General features: G+C 36.2%; 14 protein-coding genes. 12 read left to right on the forward strand and 2 right to left on the reverse strand.

All coding sequences use genetic code 11. The annotated features are described in order from the left end of the window. Nucleotides 1-338 precede the first annotated feature (338 nt). From HDCHBGLK_RS09130 to HDCHBGLK_RS09175, 11 genes are all read left to right on the forward strand, one after another. Nucleotides 339-4,028 (forward strand): YobI family P-loop NTPase, encoded by a 3,690-nt coding sequence (locus HDCHBGLK_RS09130; protein WP_004607998.1) that lies wholly within the window; start codon nucleotides 339-341, stop codon nucleotides 4,026-4,028. A 231-nt stretch (nucleotides 4,029-4,259) separates the two neighbouring features. After that, entirely contained in the window at nucleotides 4,260-6,446 is a 2,187-nt protein-coding gene (locus HDCHBGLK_RS09135; RefSeq protein ID WP_004607997.1) for an AAA family ATPase, read from the forward strand. Then, nucleotides 6,443-7,474, forward strand: coding sequence for a 5-methylcytosine-specific restriction endonuclease system specificity protein McrC (gene mcrC, locus HDCHBGLK_RS09140; RefSeq protein ID WP_039909921.1), 1,032 nt, complete (start codon nucleotides 6,443-6,445; stop codon nucleotides 7,472-7,474). The genes HDCHBGLK_RS09135 and mcrC overlap by 4 nt, the downstream gene beginning before the upstream one ends. Nucleotides 7,475-7,509: 35 nt before the next feature. Then, complete coding sequence (locus HDCHBGLK_RS09145; RefSeq protein WP_004607995.1) at nucleotides 7,510-7,989, forward strand: hypothetical protein; 480 nt, start codon at nucleotides 7,510-7,512, stop codon at nucleotides 7,987-7,989. 215 nt (nucleotides 7,990-8,204) lie between these two features. After that, nucleotides 8,205-10,586 (forward strand): EcoAI/FtnUII family type I restriction enzme subunit R, encoded by a 2,382-nt coding sequence (hsdR, locus tag HDCHBGLK_RS09150; protein WP_004607994.1) that lies wholly within the window; start codon nucleotides 8,205-8,207, stop codon nucleotides 10,584-10,586. A gap of 10 nt (nucleotides 10,587-10,596) precedes the next feature. Beyond that, the gene (locus HDCHBGLK_RS19375; protein WP_004607993.1) at nucleotides 10,597-10,992 is read left to right on the forward strand and encodes a type I restriction-modification system subunit M N-terminal domain-containing protein; all 396 of its coding nucleotides are present in this window, start codon (nucleotides 10,597-10,599) and stop codon (nucleotides 10,990-10,992) included. A 57-nt stretch (nucleotides 10,993-11,049) separates the two neighbouring features. Then, nucleotides 11,050-12,030, forward strand: a complete 981-nt coding sequence (locus tag HDCHBGLK_RS09155; RefSeq protein ID WP_233440757.1) for an HsdM family class I SAM-dependent methyltransferase — start codon at nucleotides 11,050-11,052, stop codon at nucleotides 12,028-12,030. After that, entirely contained in the window at nucleotides 12,017-13,480 is a 1,464-nt protein-coding gene (locus HDCHBGLK_RS09160; RefSeq protein ID WP_004607991.1) for a restriction endonuclease subunit S, read from the forward strand. The genes HDCHBGLK_RS09155 and HDCHBGLK_RS09160 overlap by 14 nt, the downstream gene beginning before the upstream one ends. Then, the gene (locus tag HDCHBGLK_RS09165) at nucleotides 13,480-14,037 is read left to right on the forward strand and encodes an ImmA/IrrE family metallo-endopeptidase (RefSeq protein ID WP_161567390.1); all 558 of its coding nucleotides are present in this window, start codon (nucleotides 13,480-13,482) and stop codon (nucleotides 14,035-14,037) included. Before HDCHBGLK_RS09160 ends, HDCHBGLK_RS09165 begins: the two co-directional genes overlap by 1 nt. A gap of 25 nt (nucleotides 14,038-14,062) precedes the next feature. Further along, entirely contained in the window at nucleotides 14,063-15,340 is a 1,278-nt protein-coding gene (locus HDCHBGLK_RS09170) for an AAA family ATPase (RefSeq protein WP_004607989.1), read from the forward strand. Continuing rightward, nucleotides 15,333-15,926, forward strand: coding sequence for a hypothetical protein (locus HDCHBGLK_RS09175; protein ID WP_004607988.1), 594 nt, complete (start codon nucleotides 15,333-15,335; stop codon nucleotides 15,924-15,926). Before HDCHBGLK_RS09170 ends, HDCHBGLK_RS09175 begins: the two co-directional genes overlap by 8 nt. A 520-nt stretch (nucleotides 15,927-16,446) precedes the next feature. Here HDCHBGLK_RS09175 and HDCHBGLK_RS09180 read toward each other — a convergent pair. Next, nucleotides 16,447-16,647, reverse strand: coding sequence for a helix-turn-helix domain-containing protein (locus HDCHBGLK_RS09180; protein ID WP_004607986.1), 201 nt, complete (start codon nucleotides 16,645-16,647; stop codon nucleotides 16,447-16,449). Nucleotides 16,648-16,754: 107 nt separating this feature from the next. On the opposite strand from HDCHBGLK_RS09180, the gene HDCHBGLK_RS09185 reads away from it, so the two are divergent. Next, nucleotides 16,755-17,108 carry a hypothetical protein gene (locus tag HDCHBGLK_RS09185; RefSeq protein WP_004607985.1) on the forward strand — a complete coding sequence of 118 codons (354 nt, stop codon included), beginning with the start codon at nucleotides 16,755-16,757 and terminating at the stop codon, nucleotides 17,106-17,108. A 114-nt stretch (nucleotides 17,109-17,222) separates the two neighbouring features. Here the strand turns inward: HDCHBGLK_RS09185 and HDCHBGLK_RS09190 are convergent, their stop codons facing one another. Next, nucleotides 17,223-17,417, reverse strand: a complete 195-nt coding sequence (locus HDCHBGLK_RS09190) for a hypothetical protein (protein ID WP_004607984.1) — start codon at nucleotides 17,415-17,417, stop codon at nucleotides 17,223-17,225. Nucleotides 17,418-17,419: the final 2 nt, after the last annotated feature.

Below are 17,419 nucleotides of genomic sequence, written 5' to 3' on the forward strand. Positions count from 1 at the left end.
GCCCGTAAAGCCTTATTTTACAAGGTTTTTGCGGGTTCTTACTTTTTGTCTGAGAGCGTCAAAAATCGTCATTTTTTGCGAAAATGGTGTAGTAAATGGTGTAGTAGAAGAGCCATGAGTGATGTGACAAGAGAGTGGAAATAAGAGATAGAAAAAGGGATAAAGATTTGATAAAATTAAAATTGTTGAAGATAGATTTGAAAATTTTTAAAAATACCAAGGAGAAAAGAGACAGAAGAAGGCTTTATAAGAAAGAGCAAGTTATAGGGCATATATAGATTTGAGACCAAGGATGGGAAAAACAATAACCAATATAACTGTACTAGAGGGAGTGGCGTATGGCAAAAGATGACTATCATTTTGAACGATTAACACCAATTAATGATATTGAGCTGAAAGTATATGAAGAGGCAATCAATTATGTATTTGAGAACCAGGATATAAAGAACGTAGCTATTTCGGGTGCATATAGTGCGGGTAAAAGCAGCGTTTTGGAGTCATACAAGAAGAAACATAGTGGGTTACAGTTTTTACATATTTCTCTTGCACATTTTCAATCTCCAGATTTAGAAGAAGAAACAAAGGATGCTGACAAAAATGATCATGAGGAAAATGAAGGAGTTAAAGAATCTGTATTAGAGGGAAAAATATTGAATCAACTGATACACCAAATACCTTCTGATAAAATCCCTCAAACTAATTTTAGAGTTAAGAGAAAAATAAAGCGATCGGATATTGCGAAAAGCACAGTAATAATATTTATGTTAGTGCTTATGATACTATATTTCATTTTTTTTAAATTCTGGAAAAAATATGTGTTATCACTGCCGGACAATATATTGAAATCGATTTTATCGTGGTCCATTAGTCAATATAGCCTGCTGATCAGTGGGATAATCTTGACCATACTATTAGGGACCGTGATTTATGGAGTGGTAAAAATACAGAAGAATAAAAATGTATTCCGGAAATTGAATCTTCAAGGGAATGAGATTGAGATATTTGAAGAGAGCAATGATTCATATTTTGATAAATATCTTAATGAAGTGTTGTATTTGTTTGAGAATGCAGAGGTTGATGCGATTGTTTTTGAAGATATGGACCGTTTCAATGTAAATAGTATATTTGAGCGACTGCGAGAGGTAAATACTCTTGTAAATATCCGGTTACAAAAGGATGATAAAAAAATTATACGTTTTTTCTATTTGCTGCGTGATGATATTTTTGTATCAAAAGATAGAACAAAGTTTTTCGACTATATCATTCCTGTTGTACCTGTTTTAGACAGTTCCAATTCCTATGATCAATTTCTTGATCTCTTAAAAATCGGCGGGATTTTAGAACTCTTTGATATGAATTTTTTACAGGGGTTATCATTATATATTGATGATATGCGTCTGTTAAAAAACATTTATAATGAATTCGTGATTTATTATAACCGTATAAATACGACCGAATTGGATTGTAATAAAATGCTTGCCATGATTACATATAAAAATTTATTTCCACGTGATTTCAGCGAATTACAGTTGAATCAGGGATTTGTGTACTCTTTGTTTGATAAGAAAGATGAATTTATAAAAAATGAACTAGAAGAAATAGAAAATCAACAGGAAGATGCACAAAAGTTTATAGATGAATTAAAAACAGAATCTCTTGTTGAAATCCGAGAGTTGGGTGCTGCTATTGCATATAAGTATTTAAGGAATTACAATTGGTATTCATACAGTGATGATGATTTAGATGACTTTATAATGCGATACTTAAATGGAGATCGTTTAAAAGAATATGTGCATCGTAAAAAAATCATAGAGGATAGATCATCAGGGCGTATTTCTCAATTAGAAGAGCAGATATGGAATTTAGAAAAGCAAAAAAGTATTATAAAAAATAAACAGCTTTGCAAAATAATTAATCGCAAAAATTTAAATACAATTTTTAGTATTATAAGCACAAATGAAATTGGGATTGTTAGAGAATTTAAGGAAATAAAAAGCAGCGAGTATTTCGATCTCTTAAAATATCTTATCCGTAATGGGTATATTGATGAAACCTATAGCGATTATATGACATATTTTTATGAAAATAGCCTGAGTCGTGTGGATAAAATTTTCTTGCGTAGTATTTCAGACAGCAGGGCAAAAGAGTATACATACCGTTTGAAAAATCCTAAATTAGTGGTTTCAAGGCTCAAAATTGTGGATTTTGATCAAGAAGAGACCTTAAACTTTGACTTGTTTGCTTATCTATTAAAGACACCGGATGAAGTGGAATACTTAAATAGATTTATAAATCAGCTTAAAAACACAAATAATTATAAATTTGTCGGGACTTTTTTTGACACTCGAACAGCGTTACCTGAGTTTGTTCGAAATCTTAATATCAGATGGCCAGAGATGCTAGCAGAGGCTATTTATGAAAAAAACTTATCAGAGAAACAGGTATGGAAATATTCTATTTACACATTGTGTTATTCGGAAAGCGATACAATCTGCTTGATGAATCAGGATAATGCCATTAGTGATTATATATCAAATGAGCGGAATTATCTTTCGATTAATGATGATGCGTATATTGATAAACTTATTGCTGGATTTAAACTCTTGGAAGTGAAATTTAAAGGTATTGACTATGATAAGTCTAATAAGGTTTTATTTCAAAGGATCTATGAAGAGTCGCTATATATGATAAATAGTGAAAATATTCAGCTTATGTTGTGCAAAATGTGTGGGATAGAAGATCAGGAGGAAATACTGCATAAAAATTATTCGATTTTATGTTCCATATCAGATTCCGCAATCACCCAATATATTGAAAAGAACATAACACAATACATTGAAGTGATGTTGCAAATGTGTAAAGGCCTCATTATGGATGATGAGCAGGCTATAGTATCTATATTAAATAATTTTAATATTACAAAAGAACAAAACGAGAAGTATATTCAGTGTTTAAAAACTGTTATTTCTCAGATAGTACAGGTTGAAGATCCGTCTTTATGGGGAATATTATTAGACAATGATTCGGTGGACTATTCGGAAGAAAACATTTCTGCTTACTTTGAAAAGCTGCAAGGTACAGAGATAGACCATACTTTGGTTTCTTTTATCAATCGTCACGATATGATTCTTGATTTTTCAGATTATGATTGTATAGAGGAATCTAAAAAACAGATGTTTATAAGTTTCATATCATGTAATGATGTTGAGAATACTAGATATGAAAAACTTCTATCATCGTTTAAATTGGAACTTAAGGAGTTTGCTATTTCAGGAATTTCAGACGAAAAGATTGATATTCTGATAAAGATATCTATCATTCAAATGACAAAAGTAAATTTGGTGTTTATGCGTAATGAGTACTCGGATCATGTACTAAATTTTATTAATGAAAATATCAATCAGTATGTGGATATTATGGATGATGAGATTTTTTCTCTTCAAGAATTACTGGAAGTGCTGAGATGGAAGGTTAGTGATGAGATAAAAATGAAGCTTATGTCCTTTACAAATCAGGAAATTTCTATAATTAACGAGCACTATTCAACCAAAGTATGTATGTACATTCTTGAAAATAATTTTTCAAAATCCGATTTGCCTGAATTGCTACAGTCATATGATAATTGGAATAAAGAAGTACAGGCTAAGATATATGCTTTAGCATTAATATATATATCTGATATAATAGCAAATCCCCAAAATGTCTCTTCTCAATTGAAAGACAGATTACTGTACTCTATGGAATTGAAGATTGAGAGTAGAATTGACTTGCTGATAGCAATGCTGTCTGACCTGAACGTGGAATATGTAAAGAACCTATTAGTAGAATGGGGCTTAAAGGATTATATTAAAATTTTCGATAACCGTAGCCGTCCAAGATTTATAATTAACTCTACTAATAAGAAAATATTAGATGCGTTTAGAGAAAAAGGATGGATTGAACGTTATGAAGAAGATACGAATAAAGCTGGTTTTTATAAAATAAAAAAAGGAAAAGGTTTAAGACAATTGCCTAAAGAGTTATTGTAATTCAAATTATAAATCAAAATAAGTATTAGTAATGGTTTTAGAGTTGTCAAGCATTTCAATAGCATGAGAAACTTAGACATGTAATAAAAATGTTTATTTAGTTTAAATCCTTTTAAAGAATAAGGAATGAACTATATTTACTCTTAGGAGGGGCTGTTATTAGAAGGAAAATGAAATTTAAGTATTATTATGCTGTAACAATCGAAAGATTAGTAATTTAGGAGGTACATAATGGCACAATTTGACTGGGTAGATTTTTATAAGGCTTTTGCTAAAGCCTTACTTCATTACAAAGGCAACCGTTCCGCTTTAATTCAAACCATTAAAAAGGTTTATGCAGAGATTGAGATTAATCTGCCTACACTGGAGCGAGATAATCAGATTGTAGACATAGATCCCTTTACCGTATTTGGTTTGTTTAATAAGAGCAAGTTAAAGGAATCAAACAGGGTAAAAATTATTACGGCGTTCGCAAGGGAACTTGCTGTTGATGCTGCAGTTCCTACCTCGTTTGATGCTGTCCCAGTTTTGAACAACCAGAACGCTACCTTCTATTACTGGATAGGAGACAGAGGTCCAGATGATGTTGATCATCTCTGGGATCTCTTTGAGAGTGCATTGGAATATGCGAAGACTCCATCAGATGACAAGAGACAGATGGATTCAAAATATTTTGATCTTGCTATTAATTTGAAAGGCAATGGAAATAGTAAAATTACTATGGGGTTATACTGGATTGCTCCGGATGTATTTCTGAATCTTGACAGTAGAAATACTTGGTATATTTATGAATCTGGCAAGCTCCCGTCTGATGTAGTCGATTCTCTCCCTCGGATTGAACAAAAGATCTCGGCAGATAAATATTTTGAAATTGCAGAAAGACTTCAAAGTTATCTGCAGAGTGAGCGTAGTGCTTTGAAAGATTTTAAGGAGCTCTCTTTTGAGGCATGGACGTATTCTGAACAGATAAATCAAGAGGAAAGAGCAGCTAAAGTTCAAAGCCAGCGTGATGACAAAGGGAGTGCGCTTGCGGATGAGGATGTGGACACGGTCCATTACTGGATCTATTCGCCCGGTGACAGTGCTTATAAATGGGACGAGTTTTATAAGCATGGTATTATGGCAATTGGTTGGGGAGAGATTGGAGATCTGAGGGTATTTGCCAGCAAAGAAGATATGAAAAAGAAAATGAAGGAGACATATGATTCTTCACGTCCTTATACAAATGTAGCCCTTGCTACCTGGCAGTTTGCAAATGAAATGAAACCGGGAGATATTGTTTTTGCAAAGAAAGGTATGCATCAGATTATTGGCAGGGGGATTGTAAAGTCAGATTATATCTTTGATGACAGTGTTGAAGATGAATTCAAAAATATCCGGCAGGTTGATTGGACGGACAAAGGAGAATGGCCTCATCCTGGTCAGGCGGTCATGAAGACGCTGACAGACATTACGGCATATACAGATTATGTTGAGCAACTGAACGATTTATTTGAAACAGAGGATGATATTGACGAGACGGAGGATGATGATTCTAAATTCCCAGTATATACGAAAGCAGATTTTCTGTATGGGAAGGAAGATGGCAGAGATCGAGTCTATATGAGTGAGGAAGATTATGACACCCTTGTAGGGCTTGTTAGAAATAAGAAAAATGCAATCCTTCAGGGAGCTCCGGGAGTCGGAAAGACATTTATTGCAAAGCGACTTGCATATTCTATGATGGGGAAGAAGAATCCGAATCGAGTGATGTTGGTTCAGTTTCATCAGAGTTATTCTTATGAGGATTTTATAGAGGGATTCCGTCCGGTTTCTTCCGGTGGATTTGAGATCAAGAAGGGAGCGTTCTATAATTTTTGTAAAAAGGCTCAGTATGATCCGGAACATGAGTATTTCTTTATCATTGATGAGATTAATCGCGGAAATTTGAGTAAGATTTTTGGAGAATTATTCATGTTGATTGAGAATGATAAGCGTGGAAATGAATTGCATCTGCTTTACTCCGATGAGAAATTTTTTGTACCAAAGAATGTATATATCATTGGAATGATGAATACTGCAGATCGGCGTTTGGCAATGCTGGATTATGCTCTGCGCAGAAGGTTTGCGTTCTTTGATATGAAACCAGGATTTGATACAGAGGGATTCTTTGAGTATAGAAAGAAGTTGGCCAATAAAAAGTTTGACAAACTCATTACTACAGTTGAAAACCTGAATAAAGTAATTTCAACGGATGATTCCCTTGGAGAAGGCTTTTGTATTGGACACAGTTATTTCTGTAATCTGGATCATGTATCAGATAAGACGTTGTCTGATATTGTTGAATACGAGCTGATTCCGATGCTAAAAGAATATTGGTTTGACGAACCGCCGAAAGTACAAGAATGGACAAATAATCTCAGGAGTGCTGTAAAGTGATACCTATACGGAATATTTATTATATGCTTTCTTATGCCTTTCAGGTGCTTAATGAACAGGGATATAGGAAGATTGCTACAGAACAATTTCATAATGTGGCTGATCTGTGTGCGGCGATTTTGATTAAAGGGATTTCATCACAGCTGAAACGAGGACTGGGACAGGAATATGTTTCAAAAACAGAAACCTTATCTGCATTAAGAGGAAAAATTGATGTGTCAGAATCAATCAAAACGATGACGATGCTCAGAAATCAGATGGTTTGTACATATGATGAGTTTTCTGTGAATTCAAGGATGAATCAGATAATCAAAGCTACGGTTAGGATGTTGATGTATGCCAATATCTCCAAAGAACGGAAAAAAGAATTAAAGAAACAGATGCTTTTTTTCAGTGAAGTTGCGGAGATAGATTTAAATACCATTGACTGGAATATTCGATATAACAGGAATAATCAGACATACAGAATGCTGATATCTATCTGTTATCTGGTGGTAAAAGGTCTGCTGCAGACGAAGAGTGATGGAACGGTCCGCCTTATGGATTTCCTGGATGAGCAGAGGATGTGTCGTTTATATGAGAAGTTCATTTTGGAATATTATCGAAAGGAACATCCTGAAATTACGGCAAATGCTTCGCAGATCTTCTGGCAGTTGGACAATGATATGAGTGATATGCTGCCGGTTATGCAGACGGATATTATGTTAAGTCGAGGTGACAGTATTCTGATAATTGATGCGAAGTACTATTCGCATATAATGCAGACGCACTTTGATACATATAGCATTCATTCCGGGAATTTGTATCAGATTTTTACATATGTGAAAAACAAGGAAATAGAACTTGCTGATAAGCCACATGTTGTTTCGGGCTTGTTATTATATGCAAAGACAGACGAGACCCTACTTCCAAATCAAACTTATCAGATGAGTGGAAATAAGATCAGTGTGAAAACGTTGGATCTTGACTGTGACTTTGAAAAGATTGCGGAACAATTGGATGAAATAGTGGATGAATATTTTGTATAGAGATTAGTTGTCAGCATTTATTTTGGAGAAAAAATATGATAGATACAAGTAAATCAAAATCTGATGAACAACAAAAAGCCGAAATTATCATAGGGGATCATGTTGAAGAAGAACTTTCCTGTCCCTTGAAAAGGAATGAGAAAGTTGTTCTTAGTGAGGGAATATATATTGTGCCGGATTTATATTCAGAAAAAGATAGAATTGTGGGTGAGATATTTGCGCATATCGGTTCTCTTAAGGTCGGTCAGCAACATAAGATATCGCAGGATATTTTGAAAATGCTTTTGCTGGAAAAAACAAAAGGCGTTAAATATAGAAAAGTGCTTGTTATTATTGACGACAAAATAGAAGAATACCTCAGAGGAAAATCATTTATTGCTGAGAGTATTAGACAATTTGGTATAGAAGTAAAAAAAGTTGATCTTTCACATGAAATATATGAAAAGATAGTGAGTGCACAAAGGCAACAAGTGATGGTAAATGAATTTGATATGCGAAAATACAGTGCGAAATAGTTCCGTTTATTTAGTTGAATTTAACAATAGGTTGTAAAATTGCAACTCCTGCAATATAATATAATAGGTTTATTTTAAGCATTATATTTTATTTTCGCTCAAAAAGTAAATTTGCGGAACAGTGAAAAGAGATATCTTGTGGCTGAGATTGTGGGGACTAACAAATTTCTGAATAGAAATGTAAGAGCGATTGAGAAAGAAAAGCGGGGGAGAATATGAATAAAAAAGGAATGTCTGAGCAAGATATAAGAACAAAATATATAACGCCCGCAATTCTGGCGGCTGGTTGGAATAGGGACTTGCAAATTAGAGAGGAAGTTTCTTTTACAAAAGGTAAGATCACAGTACGCAGAAAAATTGTGAAGCGTGGAGAGCGAAAACGCGCAGATTATATTTTGTATTGGAAACCGAACATCCCACTTGCAATCGTGGAAGCAAAAGACAATAACCACAATATTGCGGATGGTATGGAGCAGGCTCTAAATTATGCCGAGATTTTGGACATACCCTTTGTGTTCACATCTAACGGCGATGGATTTTCTTTTTATGATAAGACAGATGGACATGATGTTCAGATAGAATTGACTTTGGATCAGTTCCCTTCTCCGGAAGAATTGTGGGCTCGTTATAAGAAATTTAAGGGTATCACAGAGGCAAGCGAAAAAGTCATAGCGCAGGATTATTACTATAATCCCAATGACGATAGAAAGCCTCGATACTATCAATGTAATGCAATTAACCGGGCTGTTGAAGCAGTTGCTAATGGACAGAACCGGTTGTTGCTGACGATGGCAACTGGTACAGGTAAGACCTATACAGCGTTTCAGATTGTTTATAGACTTTGGAAGTCTCGCACGAAAAAAAGAATTTTATTTTTGGCGGATCGGAATGTACTTGTAGATGACCCCATGCGTAAAGATTTTAAGTTCTTTAACGCTGATAGCAATAATCGGAAAATGACCAAGATCCGCGACAAGAAAGTGGATAAAGCTTACGAGGTTTATTTTGCAATTTATCAGGGAGTGACGGGGCAAATAGGCTTTGCAGATACATATAAAGAGTTTTCACCAGACTTTTTTGATCTGATTATCGTAGACGAATGTCATCGTGGCAGTGCAAAAGAGGATTCTGCTTGGAGAAAAATTCTGGAATACTTTAAGAATGCTACGCAGATTGGTATGACGGCCACGCCCAAAGAAACAAAGGACATCTCCAATATTGAGTATTTTGGAGAACCTATTTATACCTACACTCTGCGTCAGGGTATTGAAGATGGATTTCTTGCGCCATATAAAGTTGTCCGTGTTGGAATTGACAAGGATTTAGAAGGCTACCGTCCTACAAAAGGTAAAAGGGACAAGTACGGGATTGAGATTGAAGATCGAGAATACAACATCAAGGATTATGACAAAAATCTGATTCTCGAAAAGCGTACAGAACTTGTAGCGAAACGAGTATCGGATTTCTTGAAGAGAAATAATTCTCGTTTTGCTAAGACGATCTTTTTCTGTGTTGATATTGACCATGCCGTCCGCATGGCTCAGGCCCTTAGAAACGAGAACGGGGATCTGGTAAAGCAGAATCCCAAGTATGTGGTACAGATGACCAGTGGTAGTGAGGGCGTAAAAGAGCTGGAAAACTTTATGACCGCAGATGAGCCGTATCCTGTATTGGTGACTACAAGCAAATTGCTGACAACAGGTGTAGATGCAGATACTGTGAAGTTTATCGTTTTGGACAGCAATATTAATAGCATGACGGAATTCAAACAGATTATTGGCCGGGGAACAAGAATCAATGAAGAGCATGACAAGCTTTATTTTACTATTATTGATTTTCGAAATGTGACCAAGTTATTTGCTGATAAGGATTTTGACGGTGATCCGGTGAAAGTCAAAGAAACAGATGGAGACATTCCTACGGAAGAAACGGAAGAACCTTCAACTGAAGATATTCCGCAAGAAGAGGTGTCTAAAGAAGAGTGTCAGGAGGTTCCGCCGGATGTTACTTTTGATCCGGATGATGATACGCCAAAACGGGTGAAATACTATGTCAATGATGTGCCGGTATCCATTATTAACGAAAGGGTACAGTATTTGGATGCAGACGGCAAGCTAATTACAGAAAGTCTTGTGGATTACACCAGAAAGAACATTCGCAAGGAATATGCCACGCTGGATGAGTTTTTGCAGCGGTGGAACAGTGAACAGAAGAAAACAGTCATTGTTGAGGAATTGGAGCAAAAGGGTATCTTCTTTGAAGAACTGAGAGAAGAAATCTCTAAGGATTTGGATCCCTTTGACCTTATTTGCCACATAGCTTTTGATATGCCGCCGCTGACACGAAAAGAGCGGGCCAACAATGTAAAAAAGCGTGGCTACTTTGGAAAGTACAACGAGGTTGCTAAACAGGTTTTAGAAGCGTTGCTGGACAAATATGCAGACGAAGGGCTGGCTAATCTCGAAAGTATGGAAGTTTTGAAAGTGCCTGATGTCGCCCGATTTGGTACACCGGTCGAAATACTGAAATGTTTTGGCAACAAGAGAAAATTTATGGAAGCTATTGCAGAACTGGAGGATCAGCTGTATGTAGCATAGGAGAATTATTATGAGTATATCGGCTATAATTAAATCAGTGCAGGATATCATGCGGCAGGATGCCGGTGTAGATGGTGATGCACAGAGAATATCACAGCTTGTCTGGATGTTATTTCTGAAGGTGTTTGACTCCAAGGAAAAGGAATGGGACGCATTGTCGGATGACTATACATACATTATTCCTGACGGTTTGCGTTGGTCTGAGTGGGCTGAAGATGATGAGGGCATCACCGGCGATGAATTGATTGATTTTGTAAATAATACTCTGTTCAAGACTTTTAAGGATTGGCAATTGACGGAAACCAGTGATCCGAAAGCAGTCTTAGTAAAGTCTCTGTTTGAGGATAGCTATAATTACATGAAATCAGGAACGTTGATGCGTAGCGTCATCAATAAACTCAACTAGATCGATTTTGACAAAGCTTCTGACCGCCATTTATTCAATGACATTTATGAAAATATCCTGAAAGATTTACAGAGTGCCGGAAATGCCGGCGAATATTATACGCCCCGTCCCGTTACTCAGTTTATGGTGGACATGGTCAATCCGCAGCTTGGCGAGCAAGTTCTGGACTTTGCCTGTGGTACCGGTGGTTTTCTAGTCTGCGCACTGGAGCATTTGCGCAAGCAAGTTCGTAACATTGATGACGAAGCGCAGCTCCAGAATTCTATTTTAGGTGTAGAAAAAAAACCTCTTCCTCATATGCTTTGTACTACAAATCTGATTTTGCATAATATTGATAATCCACAAATTAGGCATGATAACTCGTTAGGTTATCCAATCAAAAATATTAAGCCCAAAGATAAAGTGGATATTATTTTAACTAATCCCCCTTTTGGTGGAATAGAAGAGGACGGAATTGAGGATAATTTTCCTGCAAACTATAAGACAAAGGAAACAGCAGATTTGTTTTTAGTGCTGATGATGTACAAACTGAAGCAGACTGGAAGGGCGGCAATTGTTCTTCCAGACGGATTTTTGTTTGGTGAAGGTGTCAAAACGGCTATTAAGGAAAAGCTGCTTAACGAGTTTAACCTCCATACGATTGTCCGACTCCCCAATGGTGTTTTCTCTCCCTATACTGGAATTAACACAAACTTGCTGTTTTTGGAGCGTGGAACAACACAGGAAATCTGGTTTTATGAACATCAGCTTCCGGAAGGGTATAAGAACTATACAAAGACAAAGCCAATTAAGTTGGATGAGTTTGAAGTGGAAAAGGCATGGTGGAATGCCCGGAAAGAAACAGACTGTGCATGGAGAGTTAGTATTGATGAGATTAAGGCTCGAGGATATAATCTTGACTTTAAAAATCCTAATAAAGAAAGCGATAGTGTCTTGCTGTCCGTAGATGAAATTATTGATCGATTAACGGATAGTATGCGTACAACCCGTAATATCCTTGAAGAGATAAAAGGAGCAATGAAAAATGAAAACCGTTAAAATCAGCTCCTTTTTAAAAGAAAGGAAAATTAAATTTAAACCAGAGGTTGCTAACTATACTGGTCTGCAAAGAATTGAAAAAATAGATTTTTCAGGAAAAGTTTATTTGTCTCCAGTTCAAACGAATACTGATATGATTCTTGTAAAACCCGGTGATCTTGTTATTTCAGGAATTAATGTAGAAAAAGGTGCTTTGGCAATATATACAGGTGAAGAAGATGTCTTAGCATCTATTCATTACTCTGCATATGAGTTTGATGCCGAGAAAATTGATATCGACTATTTGAAGTGGTTTCTTAAAAGTGGCATTTTTAGAAAATTGTTGTTGAAGCAAACAGGAAGGGGAATCAAAAAGGAGATTAAAGCAAAACATTTTCTTCCAATAGAAATTCAACTTCCATCTTTGAATCAGCAACATGAGGTTGTACGACAGATTCAAGGCGTTGCTGATTATATTGTAGAAATCAATCAGCAAATTGAACAGCAGACAAAATATATGGAGATACTTCGCCAAACTATTTTGCAACAAGCGATAGAAGGTAAGTTATGTGAGCAGAACCCCAGTGATGAGCCTGCCAGTGTGCTGCTGGAAAAAATAAAAGCTGAAAAAGAGCGTTTAATTGTTGAGAAAAAAATTAAAAAGCAAAAGACGTTGCCTCCGATTAGCAATGCTGAAAAGCCGTTTGTACTGCCGAAAGGCTGGGAGTGGTGCAGACTTGGAGAAATACTATATGAAGCACCTCGAAATGGCTATTCTCCTCCTAAAGTAGAACGAGAGACAAATACACGAGTTTTAACATTAACTGCTACAACATCAGGAATACTTGATCTTCAGCATTATAAATATGTTGAAGATATGATTAGCGAGTCATCTTATTTGTGGATTAAACAAGGAGATTTATTAATCCAAAGAAGTAATTCGTTGGATTATGTAGGAACTGTATGTTTATGTGATGTAGTAATAAAAGGATACATTTACCCTGATCTTATGATGAAAGCAAAAGTGTCTAACGAAGCTGATTCGCACTACATTGTGTATTATCTAAAGAGTCCTTTTGCTAGACAATACTTTAAAGACCGTGCAACTGGAACTTCAAATAGTATGAAGAAAATTAAGCAAAGCGTTGTAAGTGAAATACCTATTGCACTTCCACCTATAAATGAACAAAAACAAATTGTGGCGAAAATGAAAGAATTGTTTGCGTTGAATCAAAAAATGAATCAAGAATTGCTACAAGCAAAAAAATATGCTTCGCAACTTATGGAATCAGTTCTACAGGAAGCGTTTAGTGTACAAGAAACTGAAAAACCTTCACAGGTTATCGAATTTTATTCAAATCAGACAACATCTGAAACTGAACTGTTGGCAGCTGCCCGCGGCAAGATTCGGGAGGACACATGGGAGCATCTCTGTAAGCGGGCGTTGGAGATAGCTGGCGAGGAATGCTGATGGACTGGAGACGTAAACGACAAATCAGGAATTTAGCTGATGGAATTCTGGTGCAAAATGTCTTGCACCGTCCACCAATAGAGCTGATTCCTGCTATAATGAAACAGCGGGGGATCGTATTCGAGGAACGGAACGAGGATGATGAAGAGTTCTGCGGTGTATATATGGTGGTGAAACAGGTAAAAATCATCTTTGTAAATACCAATCTTCGAACATCCCGTAAACATTTTACCATTGCCCATGAATTGGGGCATCATTACTTAGGTCATCCATTACAAAACGGTGCTATTATCTGTGATAGTGATAGCGTTTTTGGGAAAAATAAGCCGGAACAGGAAAAAGAAGCGGATTACTTTGCAGCCTGCTTTCTGATGCCGGAAAATCTGGTTAAACAAAAGCGGACAGAGTTTTTTAATCATTTTCCGAAGCAGACAACGCTGTTCCTGGAAGATCAGCAACTGGAACAGCAGCATCAATTGAAGCGATATCTGAGTGACTACTTTCAAGTATCAATGGAGGCTATGGGATATCGTTTAGACGAATTAAAGCTGGTTTAGCACCAGCGATAGAGGAGGACACACTATGAAGCTAACTTTGAAAAACATTGGCAAAATAGGGACAGCTTCAGTTGAAATCAACGGCATAACAGTAATTGCCGGCGAAAACAACACCGGCAAAAGTACGGTTGGCCGTGCTCTTTTTGCAGTGTTTAATAGTTTTTGTAATGTCCAAAAGCAAATTGAAAACGAGCGAGTCGATAGTTTAGAGAATTTGCTTGATCGGATGTATATGAATGGCAGTTCGAGATTTATGAGAATTGCAAATACAAATGAAGTTGCAAAAACAATTGTTGCTCATATTGATTCATATAGGCAAGCCGAACTTTCTGATATGCAAAAGGAAATCGGGGACTTGCTTGTACAATATGATGAAGGGAAAATTGAATCTTTTGATGAAAATACTATTGCTGAAACGGTTTCACGAATCAAAGATGTTTTGAATGTCTCTGGCATGGATTTTCTAAAATCTGTGCTTGAACGAAAGCTGGATGCTGAGTTTAATGAGCAAGTCTGCAATATATTTTCTGGAGATGATGGCGAAATCCAGCTCCAGATTAAGGATACAAGCATAACGGTTTCCGTTGAAAATGAAGGGGCTGTAGATATTCGTAATCCGGGCGATATTTCGTTGCACACAGAAGTGGTCTACATTGATGATCCGTTTGTACTTGATGATCCAAGCATGTTTTTTCGTCGTATACCAAGCACTTCTGCAGATCATCGGTACCATTTGCGCAAGAAGCTGTTTTGGCCGGACACTGAATCAAATGTTTTTGATGAGATTATTGCCAAAGATAAGCTTAATAGTATTTATGAAAAAATATCTTCTGTTTGCAGTGGTGATATTATTCGGAGCAAACGATCAGTGCTGGGATACCAAAGAAAAGGTAGTGACAAAGTTTTAAATGTTCGAAATTTGTCTACCGGTCTTAAGACTTTTGTTATTTTGAAGATGTTGCTCACAAGTGGAGCGATTGAGCATAATGGTACAATTATTTTGGATGAGCCGGAAATTCATCTGCACCCAGAATGGCAGCTCTTATTTGCTGAATTGATTGTATTGATTCAGAAAGAGTTCGGGGTTCATGTTCTCTTAAATACACATAGTCCATATTTCCTGCGAGCAATTCAAGTGTATTCAGCAAAGTATGAATCTGCGGATACTTGTAAGTATTACTTGTCTGAAGTATTTGAGGATCAAGCGAATATTACAGATGTGACTGATAATATCGACAAGATTTATGCTAAGCTTTCTCGTCCGCTGCAAAGACTTGAGGATGAGAGGTGGCAAGATGATTGATCTCGACACTTATCCAATTTTTTCTAGTCATCACTCAAATCTTAGAAAGCTCTCATTAGATGATGGAAAAGGTCAAAAGATTTATATGACCCAATCTACTCGAGATGCTGTAAACTTTGATGCTGTAAAAAAAGAGTATATTAAATCTTTAGGATTGAGTAAGGTTCCAAGTTCTAACGATGCTCTTTTTGACGATGGTAGAGGATTACTGGTATTTGTAGAATTCAAAAATGGGTTCATAAGTCGCAAAAAGAAGCTTGAAATATGGAAAAAACTATATGACAGTACACTTATTTTTGCCGATATTACTTCTACAGGAATCTCGTATATGCGTAGCAACATGAAGTATATTTTGGTTTATAACGAGACTGTAAATCAGGACAACGATCTCGACGAAGATCTTAAGAAGAAACGAAAGACAGCAGTTCAACCATCTCCTGCATTTGATGCTTTTGCTAAAAATGTGGGAAAGTATGCAAATGAGGAATATGTGTGCTTTGGACTTATAATATTTCAAAATTATTGCTTCAAGGAAGTACACACATATACTGAGACAGAATTTGACGCTTATTTGTCAACACTTTAACTACTTTAGGAGATCAAACTAACCGATTTAAAGCCGTTCCTTTGCATCTACTTAACTCCATGTTTTTCTTCAAGAGAATTGGAAAATGGGTGGAATCAAATTAGACAAACAAGAGACTTTTCAGGCAAGGTTGCAATGAATGTGTTATGATACTTCCAAGCCGTCCAATCGTCCATTTCAAACACGCCCTCTTTGATAGGAGGGGCTAGATTTTTGATAGTAAAAGTCTGAATAGACCTTAGGATAAGCTGAATTAAATTATGTCGAATCTTATCTTCTATACAAAAAAGTTTAGAAATAGATTTGATTTGGCGAGTTGGGTAGTAAACAACGAGTCGGAAATCCACATAAATAGTGGATTTTCCGGCTATCAATAGTTAGTCTTGCCATTAAACAACTATGATATAAAAATATTTCAAAAGATAGATACTACGTAACTAATCTTTCGAATACATCAAGGTACTGGTAAAGAACAATGCGGTTACGAAAAAACTACTGGAGCATAATTATCCAGTAGCTTTTATTCTTTCTCAAACTTTATAATATCATTTGGTTCACAATTCAAAATTTTACAAAGTCTTTCCAGTGTAAACATAGTAATAGACTTATTATGTTTTAAATTATTGATCGTCCGTGGATTGATTCCATACTTATGAATCAGTGTATAGGTGGAGATATCCCGTTTTTTCATGGTCTCCCATAATGGAGAATAGCTAATCATTTCTGCTCACTTCCCAGTTTGTAATATAATCATTATCAAGGGAAAAATAATGGTTTACTATACTGAAAAATGTATCTATAATAGAGGAATATGAAAGGAGAACTGGGATGAAAAAATATGATGAACTATCAGAAAAAGAAAAACATAATTTTGAAGAATTCCTTATCTTAACATTCGAGTTTTCCGAAGATGAGCTGGCGGCAATCGATAAGCAAAAGCCAATGACAATGGAACTTTTTTCTTCATGTCTGGCTAAGTGTACGGAGTGGGGACTCTATAAACTTTTCGAAAGGTTGTTGGATGAGTATCCAGAATTATCAGATAAATACGTAAAAGCTATCGAGGATGATATAAAGGATGTAGTGTTGCCAGAGAGAACTCCAGAAGAGGAGGAAGAGAGTTGGAATCGATTGTTTGAAAGGATAAAAAAAGAATATGGTGATGATTTAACATGCGAATAGCTGCCGGAAAATCTGGTAGCTATTTTTTACTTTATAGGAAAGTTCTCCTTTCGGAGAACTTGGGGACTAAAATAGCCCGCTCAAAAGCGGGCATAGTGAATCAGACGGTTTGGATTAAAAGATGTAAAAGCCCTCTTCACCAAAATCGTCATCATCAAGGTTATCAAATTCATGTAAGAAATAATCCATATCCAGAAGTTCGTCGTCACTCATGTCATGGACTTCTTTAGAAGTCATACCTTCTGGTGGATTTTTAATGTACTGTTCCCTTAGTTCCTTTGCGAGTTCTGCTTCTGTTATACGTTTCATAG

The organism is [Clostridium] scindens ATCC 35704 (assembly GCF_004295125.1).
GTDB classification, from domain to species: Bacteria; Bacillota; Clostridia; order Lachnospirales; family Lachnospiraceae; genus Clostridium_AP; species Clostridium_AP scindens.